The following is a 26,068-nucleotide window of genomic DNA, read 5'->3' on the forward strand; positions in this document are numbered from 1 at the left end:
TCCAAAGTCTACCCTTCTGTTTTAAACTGATGCCTTCTCCTTTTTCACTTTCTCCACTAAATACTTCAACAGTTCTTCCCGTATCTCTTCATTTTCCAACGCTAGGTCAATGGTCGTCTTCACAAAGCCTAGCTTCTCACCAACATCATAGCGTTTCCCCTCAAAATCATACGCGTAGACGTTTTGCACTTCATTTAACTTTTGAATCGCATCGGTTAATTGAATTTCTCCGCCCGCACCGATTTCCTGTTTATCAAGGAAGGTGAAAATTTCCGGTGTTAACACGTAACGCCCCATGATCGCTAAGTTCGATGGTGCTGTTCCTTGCTTCGGTTTTTCGACAAAGTGATCCACTTGGTAGCGACGTCCTTCAATCGTATTTGGATCAACAATCCCGTAGCGGTGCGTTTCGCTATCAGGTACTTGCTGTACACCGACAACAGAAGATTGGGTTTCTTCAAATTGATCGATCAACTGGCGAAGACCAGGTGTATCAGCTTGGACGATATCGTCGCCAAGTAAAACAGCAAACGGTTCGTTGCCAATAAATTTGCGGGCACACCAAACGGCGTGACCTAATCCTTTTGGTTCTTTTTGACGAATATAATGAATATCGACCTTGGAAGGATGCTTTACCTTTTCCAGTAAATCAAACTTCTCCTTTTTTATCAAGTTATCTTCCAGTTCAAAATTGTTATCAAAATGATCCTCAATCGCGCGTTTTCCTTTTCCAGTAACAATAATAATGTCTTCAATACCTGATTGGACAGCTTCTTCAACGATATATTGAATCGTTGGCTTATCAACAATTGGCAGCATTTCTTTTGGCATTGCTTTTGTTGCTGGTAGGAATCTCGTTCCTAATCCTGCAGCTGGAATAATTGCTTTTTTAATTGTACGCATGAATAAATCCCCCTTCTTATATTACGAGCCTTTCACTGTTACATATGCATGTTCCATATAGACTATTTCCATGAGTGCATCTTTTAAATCTTTGCGTGTATAGCTTTCAAACGTTTCGATCATTCCGTTGATCACGTCTTGGTCGACTTCGGACGTTTTGCCGACATATATCTTTTCATAAACCGCATCGGAGTGCACTTCATCTTCACCAAGCAGTTCCTCGTACATTTTCTCACCCGGTCGGATACCAGTAAATTCAATTGGAATTTCTTCTTCCGTATAGCCGGATAGCTTGATCAAATTTTTTGCTAGGTCAACGATTTTTACAGGCTCACCCATATCAAGGACGAAAATTTCGCCGCCTTTAGCTAGAGTTCCAGCCTGAATAACAAGACGGGAAGCTTCCGGTATCGTCATAAAATAGCGAGTCATCTTTGGATCAGTCACAGTAACTGGACCGCCATCGGCAATTTGTTTTCTAAAAAGCGGAATAACACTGCCTCTGCTTCCTAATACGTTTCCGAATCGAACAGCGGTGAACTTCGTCTTACTACGTGCCGATAAATCTTGGATAACCATTTCCGCAATGCGCTTTGTAGCTCCCATGACATTTGTCGGGTTGACCGCCTTATCCGTCGATACTAATACGAATGTATGTATACCAAATGTATCAGCAGCCTCCGCGACATTCTTGGTACCGATAATATTATTTTTTACTGCTTCATGTGGGTTCTGTTCCATTAATGGGACATGCTTGTGGGCTGCTGCATGATAGACAATACGGGGTTTGTACATCTCCATAATCTCAAACATGCGGTCACGATCCTGAACATCGCCGATAACCGGGATAATTTCAATGCCTGCGTCACGATATTTCCCACGTAATTCCATATCAATCGAATAAATGCTGAATTCACCATGACCTACTAAAATAATTTTGCTTGGAGAAAATTTCATAACTTGCCGGCATATTTCGGAACCGATTGACCCACCTGCACCAGTAACCATAACCGTTTGGTCGGTCACATATTTAGAAATCGCATGAATATCAAGTTCCACGGGTTCGCGTCCCAATAGGTCCTCGACTTCAATATTTTTCAAGCTGCTGACGGTAACTTTACCGGTCATTAAATCTTCAAGTTTCGGGATCATTTGCACTTTTGCATTTGTTTGATTACAAAAGTCGACAATTTTCTTCAATTGACCATTACGAAGCGACGGGATCGCAATAACGATATATTCTATCCCCATATCACCAACGATTTGTGGAATATCCCGCACCCTTCCTTTTACAGGAATATTATATAATTGCATTTTTTGTTTCGTTAAATCATCATCGACAAACGCAACTGGACAAAGCTCTGCTTCTTGGCTCTGATCACGTAATTGTCGAGCAATCATCGCACCCGCTGCCCCAGCACCTACGATAAGTGTCCGTTTATGGTCACGGTCATCTTTTATGTATCGGTCGCGTAAAATGCGCCATATAAATCGTGAACCACCAATAAATATAATATGTAACATCCATGTAACGAGCAGTGCTCGCTTGTAAAGACTGAAATCATTGGCTATGTATTGCACAATAGCTGCTCCAATAACAGAAAACGTTACAGCCTGCACGATGGCAATTAATTCACCAACGCTGGCATAGGCCCATACTTTGTTGTACAGCTTAAATATGTACGCAAACACATGATGAAAGACTAGAAGTGCTATTGCGCTAATAACGATTGCGTCCATGCTGACAACAGATGTATAAGGGTATACGACCCACGACGCAATAAAAATGGCTGTCGTGACGATTACCGAGTCTAACAAAATTAACAGACCCAGCCTGGATTTGTACCCCATATGAATGCTCCTTCCTGTCTGATTACATTGTTGTGATTAAAGTTTTGGAGATGACTTCTTAGGCGTTTTTTGTAATGGTTCTTGTACGGCTATATTCTTATAAAAATTCTCATCCCTAAAAAACTCAAGTTATTTGTCTAGTAATGTTTTTATATCGACATTTTAAAAATATTGTTTAGTTCTAAACATGGCCAAACTATATAAAAGATACGAATCATGTATATCTGCGTATATAAACTAAGGATTTTCTTAAAAACAGCCAGTACAGCAAAACGTTTTTAAAAACAGCACGGTTTTATGCTGTTTAATCGGATAGCGATTATTCGATGTGTATGCGTATGATAATGAACAACTTATAATTCATCTGCTACCTACAATTTTACGTTTTTTTGGGAAGGAATCCACTAAGCACATTCTCATCATACTATATACCTAGTCATAATTTTAGTTACTTCTACAAATAAAAGTCATAAAAGATGAAATTATAATAGATGTAAAGCGCTTCAAATCAACTATTATGCCTCGAAAACGCTTCATCAATTATGTGACTGGCTTTTTTTCTAGCAACTCTTTAAAATAGGCCATTAATTGCTTGCGATTATTTATTTGAAACGTTTGATAAATATTGCTGATATAATTCTTTACCGTCCCTTCACTTAAGTAAAGACGTTGTGCTATATCTTTATTAGAAAATCCCTCCGCTAACAAGTAGGCAATATCAAGTTCTCGCTTAGAAAGATGAATTCCCAAATGCTTAAACGCTTCATCAAGCAATTCTCGTTTATCAAGCTTACGCTCTAAAATACGTTTAGCCAAAATTTGCGCAACTTCACCAGCAAAGACAACTTCACCGCGCATAACCGAGCGCATGCAAGCAACCAGATGATCTCCGTGTAAGTTTTTTAGTACAAATCCATCTGCACCTGCATAAATAGCAGCTACAATCAAATCTTCATCTGTAAAGGAGGTGAGCACGAGAATTTTCACATCTGGCTGCGCCTCTTTCATGTGCAAAATGAGCTTGATCGCGTCTGTATGTGGCATATGGATGTCAATTAAAACCAAATTCGGTCGACACTCTTTAAAGTGAAGGATACTTGCCTTTCCATTCGTTGCCGTTGACACGACTTGCATATCTTGCTCCTGCATTAATAATGCTTCCATTCCATCTATAAAAAGCTGTTGGTCATCCACTATCATAATGCGTATCAATGCACATCCCCCCTCACTAGTTAAGTGAACCGTCTTGACACAGCTGTGAGTGCCACACCCTCATGTTGCCTGTGCAAACGTACCCAAAGAAAGTGATTTAAAATGCCATTGCTACGTAGGTGCAGCTATGGCATTTGGCAGACTAGATTCCTCAACAACCCTTTTTGGTTGATACATTGAGAAAAACAGCAATCGAGGATTTTTCATTTCTACTGTAGACCTAAAAGCCCTTAAACGAATCACAATTCAGGTCCAAATCTCTCACATTTAACTTTTTTGTATCTACTAATGCTCCGCAAAGCGGTTTTTTGTCACCATATATTATGGATAAAACACCAAGAAGATGTTTTTAACATTGTTCAATTGGTATGTCTGACTCCATCTTCTAATAACACAACTTAATATTTTATGGCTCTATACTAAATGTGGTGGTACTCCTTATTGTGCCAATGCACAGAAAGATGCAAAAAAATACACTCACTCCCCTCTCTTTTGATAACCTTGAGTTGCAGACACAAAAGGTAAAGGAGAGGGAAAGAGTGCAATATCATCTTATCATAGATTTATTGGGGATAAAAGATAAACAAGTAGAAGTATGGGATATAAAAGAAGAACCCGCGACATGGTTGGTAGAGCTTTATACGAAAGTTAAAAAGCAAACATGTCCATCCTGTAAAGCGAAAACAAAGCGAGTGCACAGCTACCGAAAACAGTTGATTCAAGGGTCAAATCTATCCCATACATCCGTGAAAATTTCTCTGCGAAAAAGAAGATATCTATGTACCCATTGCCACCATACCTTTTATGAACATTTACAAATGGTGGATCGGTATCAAAGGTGCACCAATTCATTACAAATGAGCGCACGAACTTACTCGGCAATCGGTTCATTTACGGATGCAGCCCGTTTATCTGGTATGACAACGAATCGATTAATCCGTTTGTTTGATCGTCATCCCCTGCAAACAAAGAAGGTTCTACCACGTGCTATAGCTATTGATGAGTTTAAAGGAGATGCAGGAGGAGAGAGGTTTCAAACAGTCATTGCAGATGTGGAGAACAAAGAAATCATCGATATTTTACCGGACAGAAAAGTAGATACCATAAAAGAGTATTTACAATCCCGTGATACGAGTAAAGTCCAAATCGTCGTTATGGATTTGTCAAAATCCTTTAAACAAGCTGTACAAAAAGCATTAGGCAATCCATTGATTATTGCCGATCGATTTCACTATATGAGGCAAGTATATTGGGCACTGGATGAAGTACGCCGAGAAGTTCAGAGGGATTTGGATAAAAAGCCACGTATCCAGATGAAACGTAGTAAAAAACTGTTATGGAAATCGGTATATAAACTGGATGAAGAAGAGTCAGAAAAGGTACAAAAGCTTCTTGATATTGATCCCAGATTACAAAAAGCCTATGCACTTAAGAATAAGTTAGATCAATGGTTTAAGGAAAGCGATAAGGATACAGCTAAAGCTGGATTAGAAGCATGTATGCAGACATTAAAAGAATCAGGTATGGATTCATTTCAACGTGTTTATCATACGTTTCAGCGATGGAAGACAGAAATCCTCCAATCATTTATGTATCCTTTTAACAATGGATATATAGAAGGGATAAACAACAAGATAAAGGTGTTAAAACGTAAGTCCTATGGCATTAAAAATTTTTCAAGATTAAAGAATAAAATACTATGGCAACAAGAGGTTAACAAATTAATTTAACACTAACTAAAAAGAGATGGTGGAGAGTAATTTCCACCACCACATTTGACAAAGAACCTATTTTATTCCAGTACCTGTATCGAATACGGTATAAGAACTACAGCAAAACTATATCCCATACCTGAAAATCTTGTGCAATTACGTTTCAGTCTACGTCTGAATGCTAAATTAGGTCGTTTGATCTGATGTATAAGGGCACAAGCTTAGAATAACCCAAGAAATTTCTTTTTCTGTTTAACCCGTAGCGGCTCCAAGCAATTAACATGGTCATTATCAACTAGTAGATTGCTATTTTCTAAAAACATATAGAAATAGTCACTGCCAAAATTCTTCTTTATATCTTCATAGGCTTCCTGCAGATAAAAGGCTCTTGAAGTAGTATTATGTGCATCTGAAGCAACAAAATGTGTTAAGTTTGCTTCAATGATTTGCGTCGTAAATTTTTGGATGTCTTTTCCAAATTTACCTACTACACTACCTGCTGTTACTTGTGTAAGAGCTCCCTTAGACACCAATTCATATAATAAATTCGGGTGCTCTAATAGTGATCGGTTCCTTTCCGGATGCACAATAATAGGCGTATAACCCTCCACTTGAATATCGAATAACAGCTGCGTAGTATACCGTGGTACGGAATCAGAAGGAAATTCCACAAACACATACTTGCTATAATTCAGTGGGAGCAGTTCATTTTGCCTAAGACCTTCTACCATCTCACCATAAATACGTGTTTCTTGACCAGGCAAAACCGTAAGCGGAACTCCTTCTCGTTTAAAGAAATCGTTTAGAATCTCCACATTATTTTCAATTTCCCAACGAAAATTATTGAAAGCACCATTTTGATGATGCGGTGTCGCAATGATTGTATGTATTCCTTGTTCTATAGCTGCTTTCGCCATTTTTAGACTTTGTTCTTCATTTTTCGCACCGTCATCAATACCAGGTAATATATGACTATGAATATCTATCACTGCATTCACATCCTAATTTTTCTTGCCCATTCACTCTTATAATTAGTTAAATTATACCAAACAATCATTTGGCGTGCACTTCATAATATGAAACCTTTAAAATTTTAACATATTCGGGTGACTTTTAACCGAGAAAATATACTTGCATCCGTATTTAGGAAACTCCTTATCCCAAAGAATAAGGAGTTCCGCTTATTAAGCTCCGTAATAGTAATAATAATTGGACTGTTTCTTCTCGCGACCGTTTAATACTGTCCCTAGCAATTTTGCTCTGGCTGGTTTCAATGATTCGACAGCTTTTTGTGCCCCTTCGATTTCTGTATGCTTGCTCCTAACTACAAGTATTGATCCGTCTACAATATTAGCCAAAATCTGTGCATCGGTCACTGCTAAAACTGGCGGCGTATCAAAAATAACGATGTCGTAAGTAGCTTTTAATGTCTCCAGCAGTTGTTCCATTTTTTTGGAAGCTAGTAATTCAGATGGGTTAGGTGGAATTGGACCGCAAGACATAACGTCCAAATAATCGACGTCACTTTGTTGCACAACCTGTTCCAATGAATTTTCCCCAACTAAAAGGTTACTAAGCCCCCGTAAATTATCAATTCGAAACGTATAATGTACTGTCGGTTTACGTAAGTCAGCATCTATGAGTAACACTTTTTTTCCTTGTTGTGCGTACACAACTGCTAAGTTAGCAGCCGTCATGGATTTACCTTCTCCTGGACCAGAAGAAGTAACGAGCAACGTGCGAATTTCTTTATCCACAGATGCAAAATCAATGTTCGTACGAATGGTACGATATTGTTCGGAAATAGGGGATTTCGGATTCAATTTGGCGATTAAATGACGCATTTTCGTTCCAGGCCTAGACGGATTTTTTCTGCTCAACATGATGAGTCCCCCTTTCCTGATTGCTTGGTTGTGGTCGAAATTGCTGTTCACTAATATCCTTTTCCTGGATGGAAGAGATCGTGCCAAGCACTGGAGTTCCAAGTTGTTTCTCTACATCCTCTTCGCTCGTAATAGTATTATCCAAATATTCCAGTAGAAATGCGATACCAACACCAATCATCGCACCAAGCACGATAGCAATGGCTATATTTAGCATTGAATTCGGTGAAACTGGGGACGGGTTTGGTTCGAGTTCAGCTTCGGATAAAATGTTTACGTTATCGACATTCATTAATTCAGGAATTTCATTTTGAAACGTAGTAACAGTTGTGTTCGCCATCTCAACAGCTAGCTCAGGGCTTGAATCGGTGGCTGTTACCGTTACAACCTGTGATTGCTCCTCACTGGACACCTGAATTTTTTCTGCCAGCTCATCACTAGTCATATCTAAATTAAGCTCGTCTACAACCTGATTTAGTATGCGCGCACTTTTAATAATGACATTATATGTATTAATGAGTTCCACATTCGTTCGTATTTCATCGACATTGTACTGCGTTTGAGAATCTTGCTGACTTTGGTTAACGATAAAGGAAGAATTGGCTTCATACGTTGGCGTCAACACAAAGTAGCTAACAATAGCAGCAATAACTGCAGCGCCAAATATACATGCCAAAATAAGCTTTATACGCTTTTTTAAGACAGCAAATATCTCCTTTAAGGAAATCGTCTCTTCCATAAAGTTACCTCCATTTTCTATTTAACTAGCATTATTAACTTAGCTTATAACCTAGTATTGAATTATAACATAAAACGACAATAAATTGATGGTAAATTTATGAAATTAATGAACGTAATTAGGTAAAAAGTAGGCCATTTAAACGAAAACACTATTATATTACATTCTAGTTACAAATCTCTTACAAATCATTCGAAAATTTTCACAAAACTTATCAACAAGTAACTTCCCGTATGAGCAACTATTTGCTAGAAAAGATGAAGTAACAACGTAAAATTTCAGGTCAGGTGTTAGGGAACTATTTTTAGCTGAAAATAATTTTCAGTCGTGAATCTTAACAATAATATCTATTTCTGAGACATTTTGAAGAATATTGGATTTGTTTAGTATATGTTGACTGTCAATTTGTAATATATGCATATTCTTGCTAATCATGAAGTATCTCCGATAAATTCAGTCATATGGAAAAATCAATCTATTAAAGTGAAAATTCTATAAGGGTAACTTTTTCATGCTCAACCCCAACATCAAGCGTAAGAGCACAAGCTTTTGAAAAGAGGCCAATCCATGTAAGGCGTTACTTCCATAGTTCTTGATTGTCCTGACGCAACTCTTTATGACCATCAATCTCCTATATTGACCTGAATGAATTGCTCATCTAGGTTATGTTAGTCAATTTGACTTCTTTATTTGCTCTCCATTAGCGTCTAATGCGCATCAATGTGAGATAAAAACTGTTTAGTAAGAACGCCTTAAAAACTCTAATAGGATAGCTAGTTAAGGCGTTATTAAAGTACGGTAAGACTTACATTCTCTTGTTATTTTACTCTTCCACAACTAAACAGACTAAAGACCTGATAACTTTTTGCTGTTTTTTTGAATAATAGCTTTAAATTTAGGGACAAAGGACCGATATTAGATTAAATCGGAACTTTACGACTAGTTCTTTAGTTTGTTCAAAGTGAGTTGGTTTGAATGAGAGAAACAATAGAGAATAACAGAAAACAACCACCTCCGTTATAGTGCCTACATGCCATAAACCAAGAAATTCGTCAGATTAAGAGGTTAGGTCGGCAGTATTATTTAGCTTGAAACAAAAATATATCAAAATGAACTAGGCTGCGTTTTAAAGCTAGTTTATGGTTATTTAACACTAGTATTATTGAACTATTTTTTAGGTTAGCACCCAAAAAAACTATTTCTTTAACTAAATACTATATGCGTTACTACACATGGATGCTAAATAGTGGTTTATTTACTTTTTTTAAGGGAACTTTGTATATCATAATTCCCCTCTCCACCACTTGCAAAAAAGAGTAAAAAGGACAGGTCATCTAAGGTCTCACACGTCCTTGAAAAAGAAACACTTTTTTATGTGTGCGATGTATTGCTGTCGTAGCTTTTCTTGTCCTGTTGCTACGCCGACTCTAGCATGTCTTGTGCGTCTGAATTCAAATTAGTGAAGATTCGTATAGCGCGCTCTTGTACAGGATGTACTGACTTTTACGTCCGCCAGTACGTAGGCGGTTTTAGTAGGAGTTCATGTAATACAAATACATGAGCAATAGTATAGGTTTATTTAAAGTTCATGCTCACGGAGGAAACAATTATCTTTTTCAGGGAACGAAGGACAAGTCAAGTAGAAGCAGCAATACTTCAGTTTTTAGGATATTTTGAACAACCTCTTAAAAGCTTAATCTATCGTTCTCAATTCTAGGACAAGTTGAACAAGCCAACGAAGAAACTCAAAGCTCATTTTGAGTGAACTTTTTGACAAACGTCTAAAGAACAGTCGAAAAATATTTCAAAATAAATAAGGAGGATTATTTAATGACTAAGAAAAAAGTCTTAATGTCTGTAACAGCAGGAGTAGCAATTGCGTCAGCACTTTTCGCCGCAGAAGAGGCAGAAGCCGCTTCGTATAAAGTAAAAAGTGGTGACTCTTTGTGGACAATTGCCCAGAAATATAACACAAGTGTATCAAAACTGAAGTCCATTAATAATTTGTCCAGCGACTTAATCTTCCCAAACCAAATCATTCAAACAACCAAAAGCGGAAATTCATCTGGATCTAACAGTTCCAATTCTAATTCCAGCAGTTCCAATCGCGGCTCTAACAGCAAAGCTAGTACATACACTGTAAAACGAGGAGACACTTTAAGTGGAATTGCCTTCAAGCACAATATATCCATACGCGATCTCATGAAATGGAATAACCTTAATTCCACCTTAATCTTCCCTGGCAATGTCTTTGTGGTTAGTAAGAACGGATCCACTGGTTCAAGTAATTCTGGCTCTGGTAGTAGCTCAAGTGGTTCGAATGGATCGGGTAGCTCATCAAAGACATATGTCGTAAAGTCTGGTGACACACTCTCTGGAATTGCAGCAAAATACAAAGTTTCGGTTTCTAACTTAAAGCGCTGGAACAACCTACGTTCCGATTTAATTGTGGTCGGTCAAAAACTTAGCATCGGAAAGAACGGAAGCAGTGGCGGTTCCAATAGTTCGGGCGGCAATAGAGGGAGCGGTTCTACTGGAAATGCCAACGTTGACTTTAACGTGAACAAAGTCGTTAGCACTGCAAAAAGCTTCCAAGGTGTACCTTATGTTTGGGGTGGATCATCCCCTTCAGGCTTCGACTGCAGCGGCTTCATTCACTACGTCTACAATAAAGGCGGCAAAAGCATGGGGCGAACATCAAGTACCGGCTACTACAACCGTTCTTATCATATCAATAATCCAAAAGTAGGCGACCTCGTCTTCTTCGCAGGTACCTACCGTCCAGGAATTTCACATCTAGGCGTGTACCTGGGTAACGGAAACTTTATTCATGCCGGATCGAATGGCGTCGAAATTAGCAATCTAAGTAACTCTTACTGGAAGAAACATTTCGATAGTTTTAAACGGTTTTATTAATAAATAATTATAAGGAAGCTTTGCAAAGGTCATCTTTGCAAAGCTTTTTATTATGTATGGATGTGGAGTCTTCCTATTATCACATGGAGCGATGTTCGATTTTAATTCATCCCTTATGTGAGGGGGCTGTGGCTTAATGAACAAGAGAATGTAACAGAAACAGGCGCGAAGTCCAGCGCTTGTTCGAATGAAAGGGTTCACGCATGAAATTTTTGAGGATTACTTGATCAATTAAAGGGGGCGGAGCAGGGGAAATGTGCTAACTCAAAGCAGAGGCGGGTAAGAATGAAGCGAAGGACGAATGAATCAATTAAAAGGTCAAATTATTTGGTTTTGGGATGGTTAACTGGAGTAGCCAACTTGATTCTGCCGAGGCAAGCACTTTTTACTGTTTGCCTAATCTTTTCTAATAAATAACTAGTTTTCAAAGTCCTTATATCAACTGAATGACAATATTATATAGCGTTATCAGGATAATCATTAGCAGTGTTCCATTGAAGATACGTTCAACCCATCTATTCGATATATTGCTGACTAAATTAGTTCCAATAATCCCTCCCAACATACCGCCCGGGATCATGAACCAAGCCATAGATAAATCATATGGCGCAAACCCAGTGGAAGTGGCTACTAAAATTAATGAAGATAACTGTGAAAAAAAGATAATGAAAATGGAATTAATACTAGCATCCTTTGTATTCATGGAAAAAATAAATACTAATACAGCTACATTTAGTGGACCGCCGCCAATACCTAAAAACGCTGACAGCAATCCAAGAACAAGACCTACACATAAAATGACAAAGCGGTTTTGCACATGATAGGTTTTTATCCTATGATTATACCTCATAAATACATAAATAATAATTAACAAGCCAGATAATAAAGCTGATTGAAAGATACCTATGATCGTGGACATACCAGAATTAACAACAAAATGATTGAAGATCCCCTTTCCAGTAAAGCCCCCTATAATAGAGCCGATTGCAATAAAAAAACTGTTCCCCCGGTCTATACCCAGATTAGAATTTCGTGCTTTTATTAAAGAAACAACCGCCATGGAAAAGACCGTTGCGGCTGACAAAACACCAATGGTTGATAAATCGTAATGTCCTAACATGTCCAATAAAGGCTTGATAATAATACCTCCACCTAAACCAGCCATCGCTCCGACCGTACAGGCAACTAGGCCAATCAAAAAATAAGCTACAAAAATGGAGATCAACTCGCTTTCTATCCTGTTGTCAAGCAGATATGTATGGATTGTCCAATAGGATCGAGTACGCAAAAATTTCTCGTAGAAGCGAAATTTCAACTAGAGGAGATTTTCTTTCACCTACAGATTGTAAGAGGTTCAAAATCGGAATCGACTTCATTAAATTCTCAGCCTATCCTCCTAGGTTTCATCTCGTGGGGGAGAAAAGCAAATCTTACTGCCAGTTACATATGGAGTAGCTAAATTCCCAGTATTTCTCCAGAAGTTAGACAGCATTCCACACAAATATGCAAATATAATATAGGGAAATTTTTCACGAAGCCCGACAACCATTATTTTAGCACAACAATATGAAAATCCGATAAAAGTTGTTTTGCGTAAGTCTAATCTCCTCCTGTTTGATTTCTTAAACATTAGGTTATCGATATAATACGTATTAGTAGGGGGAAAAACTAGAAGATAATGAGGAGCCAAAAGTGGAGTGCATTTCGCTGTTTTCTGTCTTGACAACCTCTATTAATACGGGAACACCTACTAAAATCGGAAAGGACGTTTAAATGATGCAAAAAACATTTTCACTTCAAACGAATCAACACTCAGATATGATCGACATCACAGGTCAACTAGAAGAATGGATTCAGGAGCTAGAAATTATTGGAGGAATAATTGTCGTATCTTCTATGCATACAACTGCTGGAATTACGGTGAACGAAAATGCTGACCCTGATGTTAAAACAGATATGCTCATGCGATTGGAAGATGTATATCCGTGGGAGCACCAAAAGGATAGACATTTTGAGGGAAATACGGCTGCACATTTAAAAACAAGCACCATAGGTCATGCACAAACACTTATTATCCAAGATGGCAAGCTTGTATTAGGTACGTGGCAAGGCGTTTATTTTTGTGAATTTGATGGTCCACGCAAGCGAAAGTTTCATGCCATTATTATTCCAGAGGAGAATTAATTTTATGGAAGGGAAAACTGGATTGGGATGAGCGACAATTTAGATAACAAGTAATATCTATTGCAACCTTTTAACTAATGTACCAGGTGATGCTTTTTTAGTGGCATATTTATATTTTTTTGTTCTTTTTTCCGCATCGTCACAGGACGTATTGGCAATAAGCTACCTATAAATGCAAAAGCTGCAACCACTAGGAATATCGTTTGAAAGCCAAAAGCCGCAATGCCCACTATACTGCTAAAAACAACCAAATCACAAATAGAATCAATAATTGATAATAACGAAATGGTAGTCGCTTACATTCGATGGAATATATCATTAGCTAATTGAGTATATACCGGATAGCGCACCACACCAACAAAACGAGAAGTATCATAATAATTAATAAAATCCAAAGTGTTTCTCGAAAAAAAACTGCCAATAATAAACTGAACACTGCGACTCCACCAGTTATATATAAAAGTACGATCCGCCCATATGTTATAAAGGAGCGCGCAGCTGCACACGCTCCCTTTCATTTACTACTTTTGTCTATTTGCAAGATCCTGTTCTGCGATTTTTATCATTCGCTTCACCATCTCGCCACCCACGGATCCATTCTCTCGTGCAGTTGTGTCAGCTCCGAGATCGACATTAAATTCATTGGCGATCTCATATTTTAAGGAGTCAACAGCATTCCTTGCACCTGGCACTTCTAACTGGTTACGGTTTTGTCGAGCCATACGAATAACACTCCTAATGGGAAAGTAGTAGAACAGTGGATATACTGTTCAGCTTTATTATCTGTGTTTTTAAAATAAATACTCCTAACAATATAAGGATGTTTAGCGATTCATGTTAGTATGTGTAAAATATTTGCTTTGATTAAAATTTATAAGTTCCCCTCATACATGAAAAAATCCCACCTCTATAAACGTAAAAGAGCTTATCTCATTAACGAGATAAGCCCTTTTTGTTTATTATTATAGACGAGTAACGTTTGCTGCTTGTGGTCCGCGGTTACCTTCTACGATTTCGAATTCAACGTCTTGACCTTCTTCAAGCGTTTTGAAACCGTCAGCTTGGATAGCTGAGAAGTGAACGAATACGTCGTCTCCGTCTTCACGCTCGATGAAACCGAATCCTTTTTCTGCATTAAACCATTTTACTTTACCAGTCATTAAAATGACCTCCTTATTCAAATATCGTGCAAAGTAATTGAATCATAAATACTTTTACACCACTTTGATAAAGAGATCGTAAAGTATTATTCAAACTTCAATTTCCTTTTGCACCTTTAACTTTACCCTTTTCTGAAAGAAAATGCAAGTGTATACAACTATAATTTGCAACATTTTTTTCCATTGGTTAATTTTTTTCGAAATTTCAATCAAAAATATACCTTAACTGATCAAGGTTACAGCGAATATTCCAAGCCTTCAGGACGGATATAGAAAGGATTACGTTGGGGTTTTAGGTAGCCTTCATAGCAACATCTTAGAATTTATCTACTATCCATCCATTTTTAAATGTTGCAATTAAATTACTATACGTCAATTAGATATAGATGCTAACGTTAATGACCCCTTTGAAACCCTTCATCATAGCAGAACCTACATAACTTCACTCAAGTTGCTCCAGAAATTGTAAACTCACTTATATTTATGCCTCCCATTCATATGTATGCTCACCTTTAGCTGTACTGAAGTATCTTTGCCAAAACCAATCGACTTATTGCAGTAAAATTTATGCTTCGCTCCACATTGGAGGTGCAATTTTATTGTCCAGTTTATATAGGAGCTTATAAATTATCATTCCAAATGAAGCTTTAACTAAACAAACTTAAGCAATCGTTAAAAAAAAGCGCATTCGAACTTATTACCCCCATATTTCATTGTTTAGAAACCATTTACGCATATAGTTTATTGATTATTCTATAATAAAACAGGCACTGCCCCTTCCTTCCATTTCTGGAGAAAAAGACAGCGCCTAAGAAAGTGAATTTACTTAAACAGCTTATGCAACGACATCGTAGCCTTGTTCTTCAATCGCTTCGCGCATTGCTTGAATATTGGTTTTTGCTTCATCATAGGTTACATCCACTTTACCTGTATTTAAATGCACCTCTACTCCAGTAACGCCAGGTAATGCTTCAAGCGCTCCTTTGACTGATTGTTCACAATGACCACAAGTCATCCCTCTGACATCTAATGTTGTTTGCATATAAGATATCTCCTTTCATCCTTTTTTAGACTGTACAAACAGTCTGGTTAAATAATATACTGCAGCTTATATTTTGGTTATTTCTGCTTATTAATTCGCATATGCAGCTTACCTCAACACTACTGCGGAACTTTTTCGCTCTTAACCAGCTGTTTGAACAGGCTATGATTGAAATATTTATAGATAAAAGCTTATAGAGCAAGTAAGTTTTTTTAATATTTAAATCTCTATAGCTTTACCCGTTTTAAGCGTAGGGAATTTGATACAACACTTACCGAGCTAAATGCCATCGCTGCACCGGCTATCCATGGTGCGAGTAAACCAATCGCTGCGATCGGAATGCCCGCTGTGTTGTAGGCAAATGCCCAAAATAAGTTTTGGCGGATATTTTTGATCGTTGCATGACTCGCTTTAATTGCTTTTGGAATGAGTAGCAGCTCGCCACCTAAGATCGTTACATCAGCAGCTTCAATGGCTACTTCCGTTCCTGTTCCTATCGCGATACCAATGTCGGCAACAGCTAATGCTGGAGCATCGTTAATTCCATCACCGACCATCGCCACATGCTTGCCCATTTCCTGTATCATTTTTACTTTATCCGCTTTTTCCTCTGGTAAAACTTGTGCTATGACGTGATCAATGCCAACTTGCTTGGCGATGGCGTTGGCAGTTCGTTCATTATCACCTGTTAGCATAATGACTTCTAAGCCTTCATTTTTCAACTGGCTAATTGCTTCTTTGGCGGTTTCCTTTACCGTATCGGCAACAGCAATAATACCTTTGAACGTACCATCTACTGCAATAAGCATTGCCGTCTTCCCATTTGCTTCAAAGGATTGCATCGCTGCTTCTTCATTTTGATATGCAATGTTGTGCTGGTCCATTAGCGACCTTGTTCCTACAAGAATTGTTTTTCCATTTATTTTGGCAGAAATACCGTGACCTGGTATTGCCTCAAAATCTTCTGTATCGAGTAGTTCCAAGTCTTTTTCTACCGCATTAGCAACAATTGCTTCTGCTAACGGATGTTCGGAACTCTTTTCTGCACTTGCTACTAATTGTAAGACATCATCATTGCCAGTGAAGTCGGTTACTTCTGGCTTTCCTTTCGTAATCGTTCCGGTTTTATCAAAAATAATAGCCTCTAATTGGTGCGTGCGTTCTAAGTGTTCACCGCCTTTAAACAAAATCCCTTGCTCTGCTGCTTTACCTGTACCAACCATAATTGATGTCGGGGTAGCCAAGCCAAGGGCACATGGACAGGCTATCACTAGTACAGCGATAGAGGCAACTAATGCGGATTCCAATTCACCCGGAGTTACAAAAGAAATCCAAATAATGAATGTGAGAATGGCAATTCCGACAACAATTGGAACGAAGTAGCCAGAAATAACATCTGCCAAGCGTTGGATTGGAGCTTTTGAACCTTGTGCATCTTCTACCACTTTTACAATGGAGGCTAAAGCAGTGTCCTTGCCTACTTTTGTAGCTTCCATTTCAATCGTTCCATTCTTATTCATCGTTGCACCAATAACCGTATCTTCTAAGTCCTTTTCCACTGGTAATGATTCACCAGTAAGCATCGATTCATCTACAGCAGTACGTCCTTTGACTACGACACCATCTACGGGTATTTTTTCTCCTGGTTTTACAATGAGCCGGTCACCACGAATAACTTCTTCTACCGGAATCATCATTTCTTCACCATTTCGGATAACGCGCGCTTGTTTTGCCTGTAAATTCAATAGTTTAGAAATAGCTTGCGTTGTTTTGCTTTTTGCCTTTGTTTCTAAATATTTACCAAACAAGATAAGTGTAATTAAAATCGCACTCGTCTCAAAATAAAGATGTGGTGCATAACCAGGATTGCCGATTGTTTTAATTGCTTCATATAAGCTATAAAAATAAGCCGCACTCGTACCTAATGCTACGAGTACATCCATATTGGCTGCTTTATTGCGGAGGTTTTTATAGGCTCCTTCATAAAATTGCCAACCAATAATGAATTGTACCGGTGTAGCTAGAGCAAATTGAAACCAAGGGTTCATAAAGATATGTGGGAGGCTAAGTCCAAATAAATGATCGAGCATCGTTACCAATAGAGGTATCGATAAGATTGCCGATATAATGAGTTTCGTTTTCATACGTTGGATTTGCTTTTCTTTATTGGATTGCTTTTCTTCTTTATTAGCCTTTGGTTGTGCATGGTAACCCAACTTTTCAATCAAACCAATAAATTTATCTTCTCCCACCAATGATGGCTGGTACTCGATAACTGCCGTTTCATTGGCTAAATTAACTGTCGCTTGCGTCACACCTTGCTGCTTGGAGAGTACTTTTTCGATTCGATTGGAACATGCAGCACAAGTCATGCCGGTAATATCGTATTCGACCTTTTCTGTTTCCACACCATAACCTAGCTTCCCGATCTTTTCAGTAATAGCTTCCAGGGAAACTTTTTCCGGGTCGAAATCTAAATTAGCTTTTTCCGTTGTTAAATTCACCTGCGCTTCTACTCCGTCCATCTTATTTAATACCTTTTCAATTCGGTTGGAACACGCAGCACAGGTCATCCCTGTAACACCAAGAGTTACATGTTCTTTCTCTTGCATCGCCTTTCACCTCTTTTACTTGGAAAGTTGTTTCAGTACTTCCATTAATTCATCAATCGCATCCTCCCCGTGCCCAGATTGTACCGCATGAGAAACACAATGCTTCGTATGCCTTTCCGCAATGGAGAAGCCAACTTTTTTTAATGCTGCATTAATCGCACTAATTTGCACCAAAATATCAATACAATATCTATCCTCTTCCACCATTTTTTGAATGCCGCGAACCTGCCCTTCAATTCTTTTCAGCCGATTTGTAATTGCTGAAATTTCATCCTTTGTTCTAGGAGTTACAGGATGCTCTGGCTTTTGTGTTGTCATCTATATATCAGCTCCTACTGTAATTTGTTTACTTACAATTATACTATACCCCCCTTTAGTATTTTATGCAATAGGTTTGCTCAAAAAATTTATAACTATGCGGCGTGAAGATTTTATGTATAACGACTACGTTCTCGTTTACTGAGAAAGATGATTTGCTATAACTGGAGTGAAGGGGAGCATTTATCGTTTGCTCTTCGGAGGAGGTTTCTTTCGGAAATGAAATTATAATAGCTCCATTGATCTTTTTTGGATCGAAAGGTCGTGCATCGAAGTGAGAAAGTTGAGCACCGCAGCCTGAAAGTTACACACCAAAGCGAGAAAGTCGTGCACCGCAACCGGGAAGTCGCGCACCAAAGCCAAAAAGTTGCGCACCGTAATGGTAGTATCATTTACTTTAATTGGAAATATTCCTGAACACATCTTAATTTGCTATTGGAAAAAACCTTTCCAGCAATAATCTGCCAAAAAGGTTCTGTACTTGAATATTAAGATATTTTGTTACTATGAAACCTCATTAAAATGCGTATACAAAAAATGCGATTAACGCTATTAGAATAGTCACCGAGTATATCCAAATTAGAATAGGTACGTTTGATTTCAGAGATTTCGTTTCATACTCCATAGAACGCTGCAATTCACTTTTTGCAGTATCTCCTTCTGTCTCATATTGTTTCATCTTTTTTTCTTCTTGTTTAAAAACGTACAACGTCCCACCTAGTGCAACAATAAATAGTAACAGTAAAAAAAGGATTAAGGCAATATTCATAAAACTCCCCCATTTCCATACAGATATTGTCAAAATTATCTTTGTCAAAACGAATGTTTATAAGGATTTCTTACATTTTATGCATAAAACAAGATATCTTTTATATAAGGCAGATTTTTAACTAAATCGTTCAAGCAGTTGTAATCAAGTATTTTTCCAACAATCCGCGATATTGCTTGAACAAAATTATAACATACTCCTCCATAACATTCGGATTTGCAGGACGTTTTGACCTTCCCCTTTGCTTCCATGCTATCATCAACTTTTACATGGAATACAACAATTTGCAATTCTTTTTATGCAATTGTCAAAGAAAGTTAACGCTTTCTTATGGAGGTATAAGGACCAAGATTGTTAGAGTTCGCACAAATCAAGGGTCCAGACAACTCGGATTTGCAGAGTTAATTATTAGAATTAAGATATACTCACTCGAAATGCTAAATCACTTGCCCAATCCTATGGTTTGTATTGTAAGTAAGGACAATCGTACCATTTATAAGTGGAATTGCTTGTTTTGTGTTGGTGAAAATGCTCGTTTGGCGGATGTGTTCGCCCGGGGTCGGAGAATCTTGCTCGTTTTTGGAGTGAGGTCGCTCGGATTTCGGCGCGACTTGCTCATTTTGCGGATGAAGTCGCCCGAGGTTCGGGGAAACTTGCTCGTGGTCGAGAAGGGTGCTTGCGACTACTCAATTCAAGATTAAGGCTACGCAATCCCCCTAGCAAGTCTTCTTGGTTTTCGAGGTCTCCCCTATAGAATAACGTGCCGAACTCACGCTACTTTTTGCTTCGTTTCCAAAATTAAATTAGCTTGTACGAGGCGTTTGCGAACTGCAATACCTATCCAGCTGGCTAATACAGCTTTGATAATTCCGACTGCAATAAACGGGTAGACTCCCGCTAAAAAAGCAGCATTCCAAGTATAGTCTAAAATAAACTTCAACTGAACTGTCCCAAATGCTAATGTGATCACCATTCCTACTATATTGGCGATCAAAGCATTTGCTAACCGGAAACTGGTTTTCTCTAAGATCCATCCTGTAACGTAAGCAGTAACAATAAATCCAAAAACATATCCGCCCGAAGGACCAACTAACACATGGGCGCCTCCGCTAAAGCCCGCAAATACAGGTGCGCCCACAGCTCCAATTACAGCGTAACAGATCATAGCTAATGCTCCTTGCTTACTACCTAGGATAGTTGCTGTAATACCGACCGCTAAGGTTTGTCCACTGATCGGAATAAGTGGTAATGGAATATCTATTTGCGCCAAAATCGCTGTAAGTGCTGCAAATAGTGCGCTATTAAGTATCAGACGAAGTTTTTTGTTTTGCTGATCCATTTTAATGACGACTCCTTCTAAAACTATTTACTATGTATTATGATTGGATTGTAGTTGGAAACAGGCCTTTTGTCAACCGTTTTTTTTAATAGTTAACGAATTTCAATCTAATGTTCTTCTTCTTTTTTTAATAGCCTTAGAACGGAAACACCAAAAATACTTAACCCAACAATTGTTACTGAAATTTCAGCTCCTAGCTGTTCAATAGTAAAAATAGTATACAATGCTAGCAAAAGTGCTAGGCCGTCAAACATTTGAAAACTAATTTCCGTCCCTAAGTGTTTTTCATCAACAATTTCTTGTGTAGCATTTATCCGAAATAATAATAAAGCAGTTAAACTAAATCTAATTCCTGCAATGAATATTAGCGCAATCACAAAATTGGAAGTGTAAACGACAGGCTTAAAACGCATATCCCTGAATAAGGCCGGTATAATACATGATGCCACGGCGCTATTCTTTGCGTTCGTGAGCCATCTAACACTTTTGCGATCAACTTCCTTTCACTTGTGAGCATCCTAAGTCATTTGCGGGCGACTTCATTGTTGCCTTCCTAAGCGACCTGCGTCGCTTTCAAGCAACTTCCTCTCACCTTGTGAGCATCCTAACGTCATTTGCATTACTTTTTTCACATCATCCAATTCAACATAATATCCAGAGGTTTGCACACTCAATGTTTTACACACTTTTTTTAATTCAAGTAAATTTAAATGCCAATCAAATTCCATTAAATACTCTATTGCATGACCTTTAATCCCTAGAGCTTCGCCCCCATCCGCAGCATGAAATTCAGCTAAAAAATAATGTATAAACAGGGGGATATCTCTTTTCCTCTGCCTTAGCGGTGGAATATGCATAAAGTTAGCAATTATTCTCTCGTATAGTTCTATTAAAAATAGCTCTTGTTTCACCAATATTTCCAGTTGCGCAGTTGTAATCGAAATTAACTTTATGTCAATTGGCTTTTGTTGCAGGAGTTTTAATAACCTATCTTGTAAACCACGATCTGTTTGGTCTATCTCATTTAGAAGCAATGTTCCTTCTTTCATAGAACGTAGAATTGTTTGAAGATGCGCTATTTCTGTCTCATTTAATAGAGAGCAAGTCACCTCTAGTAATGGTGTACCGTTGCCATATCTCTGAAAATGAATATTTCTTGCAACAGTGCGTTTCCCTACCCCAGGTTCTCCGTAAATACACAGAGCAGCTTTATTATCCGCATGTATCTGAATTAGTCTAGACAGCAATTTACTTGTTTCGCTTTCACCAATTATTGGAAGATGTGAAGGATTACTATCTAACATATATGTATTCTCATTCTTGAGAGAGAACACGTTATGGATAAAAATTCCGACCGCCAATGCTTCATCTTTTATCCAATACGCTTGCACAAGATAATACAGATTAGCTATGTTCAGTTGCCCCCACTGCTCTTTTCCAGTGTAAAGTACTTGATTTACGAGTTCCCGTAATTGCTTATCTTGTGTTAAGACATCTTTATGTTCTAAAGACTTAAAAGCGTTATTCTTATATATTATTTGGTTTTGCACACTAACAGCAATTGGTATCGGCATGTTGTTCATGGCATCATTCACATAATTAGCAGATGTTTTACTTTTATAAAATAGCTCGTATAATCGCTTAGCTTCTTCAAAAGCATCCATTAGCGCTTCTTTTCCAGAAGTAATCAGCACCCCACGTAATCCTATTTGTTTTGCTTCTTGTACCGTAACAACATCCCCAATAACCACTGAATAGCCTGCTTGTTTCAGTTCTAATAAATGGCGCTTTACTTCATCCCTTGACTGTATTGTAATCATTTTTACATTAAACTCCAGAATATCACATAATGTAGCTGCACCTCGTGATATATTCGCAAATCCTAACAGAGCTACTTTATTATTCATTTCTTTTATTAATGTAAACACCCGCAACATGTCGTAACCTGTAATATCAATTGGTACAACAGGCAATGAGACTTTTTCCTGTATCATTGTTGCTGTCCCGCCACGGCTGATAATTAATTCATAACCATCTTCTTCAGCAGTTTGTGCTAATTTCACACCTTCTTCCAAGTTAGCCACTTCAATATGAACATCTATGTAATCAGGTGTTTTTACTTTCTTAGCCATCTCAGCCAACCCAGGATAAGGAGCGATTAGTAGAGCTTTTAATAACGTTCATCCCTCATTTGTTTCCATATTAAACAAGTCTATTATGACATAAATAAGATTCAATTGTACATGAAGAGCATATAAAAACAGCTATCAGCGTATTTAACTTGCTATAATTTAATGGAAATTATTATGTAAAAAACCATTATTTTCAACTTAACAAAAAAGTAAAGCTACCACTTCACTATCCACTGCCTTGCCCAATTCAGAAAATAAGTTTTTCACTTGTTACGTAAAACATTTTTAGATGGATCAAATCTTTTCATATTTCTGGTGCGCCACTTCCTCACTTCGATGCGTAACTTCTCGGCTGTGGTGCTCAGCTTTTTCACTTTGGTGTGCGACCTCCCGGATGCGGCGCTCAACTTTTTCGATGCGCTGCGTGATTTCCTCAATTCGATGCACGACTTTTACGTCTTGGTGCACGACCTCCCGAATACGACGCTCGACTTTCAGGCTGCGATACACTATATGTTGGTGTGCGACTTTCGGTCCTTCATGATCAAGTCATTCTACCGCTCAGCCTTGAAGCCAGGGTACTTACGTTCATAAACAAATAGCTGAATTTACGGTAAAGGTAGCTTGAATTATGTTTGGCTAACTTAATCCACGCTGTACACGTATGATTTATGATGAAAACCTGATCCAAATCGAAGAAGTCTATATGCAACGACACTTGCTTTATCGAGAAGTCTCTTGTTCGAATGGAGATGGTTTTGTTAAAGATTCTATCCATTTAGTGTGATTGTTTTCAACATTTTCCTTCCCTATTCCCTCCATCTCAAAGCTATTTTTTGAATCTACGTTTTCTCTTATTTATACTTACAATAAGAGGTAATAGGGAGGATGATATATCATGGGACAGGAGATTAAAGGAAAAGTTGCCTATATTACAGGTGCTGGCAGCGGAATTGGTCGGGCTACTGCGCTTGCCTTAGCTAAAGAAGGCGTACATGTCGGATTAATCGCGCGGACAAAAAGCAAACTCGAAGCTGCTGTAAAAGAAGCCACAGCGTATGGGGTAAAGGCTAGTTATGCAGTCGCTGATATTGCAAATTCAGAAGAAATTAATCAAGCAATAAACGACCTAGAAAGTTCCCTTGGATCTGCAGATATTTTGATTAATAATGCCGGTATTGGGGCTCATGGAAATTTTCTTAAAATGGAACCAGAAGCGTGGAAACATACATTTGAGGTCAATGTATTCGGCACGTATCATGTTACTCGCGCTGTTTTGCCACAAATGATCAAGAAAAATCAAGGCGACATTATTATGATTTCTTCCAGTAACGGATTAAAAGGCACAGCAGGATCAACTTCTTACAGTGCTTCCAAGTTTGCTATCCAAGGTATGTCCGAAGCATTAATGCAAGAAGTACGAAGAAATAACATTCGAGTTTTCACCTTAAATCCAAGCCTTGTTGCTACTGAGCTTGCCTTTGGTGACCAGTTAGCGGAAAAGAACGAAGATAAATACATGCAGCCAGAGGATCTAGCTGAATATATGGTTGCTCAATTGAAATTACATCCGCGAATCTTTATTAAACAATCGCTACAGTGGGCGACGAATCCGTTTTAAGCTAATAAAAAGCTGTTGCAAAGCGACTTATATGAATCGTTTGCAACAGTTTTTTGTAGATATTTATTACTATACTAGGTGACGGTATTTTAGAAATGAATAGTGGTTAATATTGATTTTCAACTGCACGAAACCAAGTATAAGAATAACTCTAATGGAAAAAGATACATGCCAATGCAAAAAATCCTGCGTAAAAAGTATTGCCCATTCACTTCTCCTTCTATGCATGAGCAGCAATCGGCTCTACAGCTATTGTTAGATTTACCTAAGACAATTAAGAAGCTTTCCTTTTTGCCGTAAACTCATCTGTCTGAATTAATCTTGGCGCACTTGCTAAAAGGACTACAAGAACGACAGAACAGAACACAAACGCGCCTAGCATAGTCGCCCCATTTGCAATGAATGAATATACGACTGGCGACATACCTTTAGGTGCATATTTTCCCCAAAAGATGACTCCTGCAAGAAAATGCCAGAAATACCTCGCGATACTGCCTACTAATGTTGCTGCCACCACCCAGGCCAATGCAACTTTTTTATTTCCATTTTGAACATTTTTTTGAATGACAGGGTACAATAAACCAGCAAAGCCAACAAATGCAAAGGCAATAAAATATTCAATTAAAAATTGTAGAGGTGTTAAATAATATGCATCTCCTAGCATTACTTGCAATAGGCCCCATAAGAAACCAGATAACACCCCTGCTATGACTCCCCGGCGAAATGTCAGAATAAAAATCGGAACCATTGCAAAGGAAATGGAAATAGCGGGTGATAATTTAATCGAAGGTAAAAAATCTAGAATCATTGCAAATGCGGCGAAGAAAGCTGCCTCAATCATCACCAATAATCTTACATTTATCATTAAAAATGCTCCCCTTTCACGGAAACCTCAAGGGAAGCATAGCTAATATAAACGTGGATTCATTATTTGTGCAGAAAGGATCACCCTACAGTCATTCTCTATAAATACAGAATTCTTCATGCATTTAAAAGCGAATGAGACTTTGATGAGTTAACCTAATCTTTGTTGCCCACATCCCTACGCAAGTGCTAACTAAACAGGTTCAAAGGGTCCGAACTCAATCGTTCTATCTCAGCCTAAAAGGCTCCCCTTGTGGTTTCTATGTATTTGATTTCATCTATTATAATAAATAATTTGTTTTTTGAACAGCTTTCTGCTCTTTATAAACGCCTTTGCCTTGAAACGACCATAGTAATACCATCAAAACCGATAACTCATTTTTATAAATTCAAATTGCTCTATTGCATGAATGTTTCTGTATTAAGAAATCTCGCTTTTTGATTAAAAATGCTACTACCTTTTTTTAAAAAAATAACAATGCACGTGTAATACATTATGCTAAGCACTTAACACCCTCCTGCGCTCAACATTTCTATATCGGCTTACATCAGCCAAATCGTATTACTCGCATTTTTCAAGACAGATGCATCATTTACTGTCATGAAAATGATACAGAAAGCCCCTATCATTTCAGCATCGTACTTAAAATATGGAAAGTATACCTTTGATTTCAATTAAAAAACTTCCAGTTCTTAACAAAACATAATCTTATTTCCTTCACAATCAATGATCGTAAAGAACAAGCTTTCCTATAGTGTAAAAAATACAAGTTTCTCTCTTTTACTAGCGGTGGACCCACATCATCGATAA

General features: G+C 38.0%; 22 protein-coding genes and 1 riboswitch. Of the genes, 4 read left to right on the top strand and 18 right to left on the bottom strand.

What is annotated here, in order from left to right; genetic code table 11:
- Positions 1 to 21: 21 nt before the first annotated feature.
- From galU to KBP50_RS15110, 3 genes are all read right to left on the bottom strand, one after another.
- Positions 22 to 903 carry a UTP--glucose-1-phosphate uridylyltransferase GalU gene (gene galU / locus KBP50_RS15100; protein WP_050351285.1) on the bottom strand — a complete coding sequence of 294 codons (882 nt, stop codon included), beginning with the start codon at positions 901 to 903 and terminating at the stop codon, positions 22 to 24.
- A gap of 21 nt (positions 904 to 924) precedes the next feature.
- Positions 925 to 2,754: a polysaccharide biosynthesis protein gene (locus KBP50_RS15105; protein WP_050351286.1), complete on the bottom strand. Its 1,830-nt coding sequence runs from the start codon at positions 2,752 to 2,754 to the stop codon at positions 925 to 927.
- Positions 2,755 to 3,294: 540 nt separating this feature from the next.
- Positions 3,295 to 3,966: a response regulator gene (locus KBP50_RS15110; RefSeq protein WP_050351287.1), complete on the bottom strand. Its 672-nt coding sequence runs from the start codon at positions 3,964 to 3,966 to the stop codon at positions 3,295 to 3,297.
- A gap of 539 nt (positions 3,967 to 4,505) precedes the next feature.
- Between KBP50_RS15110 and KBP50_RS15115 the strand changes: the two genes are divergently transcribed.
- The gene (locus KBP50_RS15115; RefSeq protein ID WP_050349589.1) at positions 4,506 to 5,696 is read left to right on the top strand and encodes an ISL3 family transposase; all 1,191 of its coding nucleotides are present in this window, start codon (positions 4,506 to 4,508) and stop codon (positions 5,694 to 5,696) included.
- 203 nt (positions 5,697 to 5,899) lie between these two features.
- Here KBP50_RS15115 and KBP50_RS15120 read toward each other — a convergent pair whose 3' ends face one another.
- The 3 genes from KBP50_RS15120 to KBP50_RS15130 form a co-directional block, all read right to left on the bottom strand.
- On the bottom strand, positions 5,900 to 6,667 hold the full coding sequence (locus tag KBP50_RS15120) for a tyrosine-protein phosphatase (protein ID WP_050351289.1): 768 nt from the start codon (positions 6,665 to 6,667) through the stop codon (positions 5,900 to 5,902).
- A gap of 195 nt (positions 6,668 to 6,862) precedes the next feature.
- Complete coding sequence (locus KBP50_RS15125) at positions 6,863 to 7,561, bottom strand: CpsD/CapB family tyrosine-protein kinase (protein ID WP_128743369.1); 699 nt, start codon at positions 7,559 to 7,561, stop codon at positions 6,863 to 6,865.
- A complete protein-coding gene (locus KBP50_RS15130) occupies positions 7,536 to 8,300 on the bottom strand; it encodes a YveK family protein (protein ID WP_050351290.1) in 765 nt (254 codons plus the stop codon). Before KBP50_RS15130 ends, KBP50_RS15125 begins: the two co-directional genes overlap by 26 nt.
- Positions 8,301 to 10,130: 1,830 nt before the next feature.
- On the opposite strand from KBP50_RS15130, the gene KBP50_RS15135 reads away from it, so the two are divergent.
- On the top strand, positions 10,131 to 11,216 hold the full coding sequence (locus KBP50_RS15135) for a C40 family peptidase (protein ID WP_050351291.1): 1,086 nt from the start codon (positions 10,131 to 10,133) through the stop codon (positions 11,214 to 11,216).
- Between the two features lie 433 nt (positions 11,217 to 11,649).
- On the opposite strand, the gene KBP50_RS15140 is transcribed toward KBP50_RS15135, so the two are convergent.
- Positions 11,650 to 12,441, bottom strand: coding sequence for a sulfite exporter TauE/SafE family protein (locus KBP50_RS15140; RefSeq protein WP_236691395.1), 792 nt, complete (start codon positions 12,439 to 12,441; stop codon positions 11,650 to 11,652).
- A gap of 551 nt (positions 12,442 to 12,992) precedes the next feature.
- Between KBP50_RS15140 and KBP50_RS15145 the strand changes: the two genes are divergently transcribed.
- Positions 12,993 to 13,400, top strand: a complete 408-nt coding sequence (locus KBP50_RS15145; protein ID WP_050351292.1) for a secondary thiamine-phosphate synthase enzyme YjbQ — start codon at positions 12,993 to 12,995, stop codon at positions 13,398 to 13,400.
- Positions 13,401 to 13,921: 521 nt separating this feature from the next.
- On the opposite strand, the gene KBP50_RS15150 is transcribed toward KBP50_RS15145, so the two are convergent.
- From KBP50_RS15150 to KBP50_RS15195, 10 genes are all read right to left on the bottom strand, one after another.
- Positions 13,922 to 14,122 carry an alpha/beta-type small acid-soluble spore protein gene (locus KBP50_RS15150; protein WP_050351293.1) on the bottom strand — a complete coding sequence of 67 codons (201 nt, stop codon included), beginning with the start codon at positions 14,120 to 14,122 and terminating at the stop codon, positions 13,922 to 13,924.
- A gap of 240 nt (positions 14,123 to 14,362) precedes the next feature.
- The gene (locus tag KBP50_RS15155) at positions 14,363 to 14,560 is read right to left on the bottom strand and encodes a cold shock domain-containing protein (protein WP_050351294.1); all 198 of its coding nucleotides are present in this window, start codon (positions 14,558 to 14,560) and stop codon (positions 14,363 to 14,365) included.
- Positions 14,561 to 15,395: 835 nt separating this feature from the next.
- Positions 15,396 to 15,602 carry a copper chaperone CopZ gene (copZ, locus tag KBP50_RS15160; protein ID WP_050351295.1) on the bottom strand — a complete coding sequence of 69 codons (207 nt, stop codon included), beginning with the start codon at positions 15,600 to 15,602 and terminating at the stop codon, positions 15,396 to 15,398.
- A 227-nt stretch (positions 15,603 to 15,829) separates the two neighbouring features.
- Positions 15,830 to 18,214 (bottom strand): heavy metal translocating P-type ATPase, encoded by a 2,385-nt coding sequence (locus KBP50_RS15165; protein WP_050351296.1) that lies wholly within the window; start codon positions 18,212 to 18,214, stop codon positions 15,830 to 15,832.
- 15 nt (positions 18,215 to 18,229) lie between these two features.
- On the bottom strand, positions 18,230 to 18,532 hold the full coding sequence (locus KBP50_RS15170) for a metal-sensing transcriptional repressor (protein ID WP_050351297.1): 303 nt from the start codon (positions 18,530 to 18,532) through the stop codon (positions 18,230 to 18,232).
- 517 nt (positions 18,533 to 19,049) lie between these two features.
- Positions 19,050 to 19,301 (bottom strand): hypothetical protein, encoded by a 252-nt coding sequence (locus tag KBP50_RS15175; protein ID WP_050351298.1) that lies wholly within the window; start codon positions 19,299 to 19,301, stop codon positions 19,050 to 19,052.
- A 769-nt stretch (positions 19,302 to 20,070) separates the two neighbouring features.
- Positions 20,071 to 20,640 (bottom strand): biotin transporter BioY, encoded by a 570-nt coding sequence (locus KBP50_RS15180; RefSeq protein ID WP_050351299.1) that lies wholly within the window; start codon positions 20,638 to 20,640, stop codon positions 20,071 to 20,073.
- Between the two features lie 107 nt (positions 20,641 to 20,747).
- The gene (locus KBP50_RS15185) at positions 20,748 to 21,053 is read right to left on the bottom strand and encodes a hypothetical protein (RefSeq protein WP_050351300.1); all 306 of its coding nucleotides are present in this window, start codon (positions 21,051 to 21,053) and stop codon (positions 20,748 to 20,750) included.
- A gap of 126 nt (positions 21,054 to 21,179) precedes the next feature.
- Positions 21,180 to 22,772 carry a sigma-54-dependent transcriptional regulator gene (locus KBP50_RS15190; protein WP_050351301.1) on the bottom strand — a complete coding sequence of 531 codons (1,593 nt, stop codon included), beginning with the start codon at positions 22,770 to 22,772 and terminating at the stop codon, positions 21,180 to 21,182.
- A 294-nt stretch (positions 22,773 to 23,066) separates the two neighbouring features.
- Positions 23,067 to 23,219 (bottom strand): hypothetical protein, encoded by a 153-nt coding sequence (locus KBP50_RS15195; protein ID WP_156875347.1) that lies wholly within the window; start codon positions 23,217 to 23,219, stop codon positions 23,067 to 23,069.
- Between the two features lie 451 nt (positions 23,220 to 23,670).
- Between KBP50_RS15195 and KBP50_RS15200 the strand changes: the two genes are divergently transcribed.
- A complete protein-coding gene (locus KBP50_RS15200; protein WP_050351302.1) occupies positions 23,671 to 24,393 on the top strand; it encodes a 3-ketoacyl-ACP reductase in 723 nt (240 codons plus the stop codon).
- Positions 24,394 to 24,667: 274 nt separating this feature from the next.
- Here KBP50_RS15200 and thiT read toward each other — a convergent pair whose 3' ends face one another.
- On the bottom strand, positions 24,668 to 25,258 hold the full coding sequence (gene thiT, locus KBP50_RS15205; RefSeq protein ID WP_050351303.1) for an energy-coupled thiamine transporter ThiT: 591 nt from the start codon (positions 25,256 to 25,258) through the stop codon (positions 24,668 to 24,670).
- A 157-nt stretch (positions 25,259 to 25,415) separates the two neighbouring features.
- Positions 25,416 to 25,519, bottom strand: a riboswitch (TPP riboswitch).
- Between the last annotated feature and the right edge of the window lie 549 nt (positions 25,520 to 26,068).

The organism is Virgibacillus pantothenticus, from assembly GCF_018075365.1.
GTDB lineage: Bacteria > Bacillota > Bacilli > Bacillales > Amphibacillaceae > Virgibacillus > Virgibacillus pantothenticus.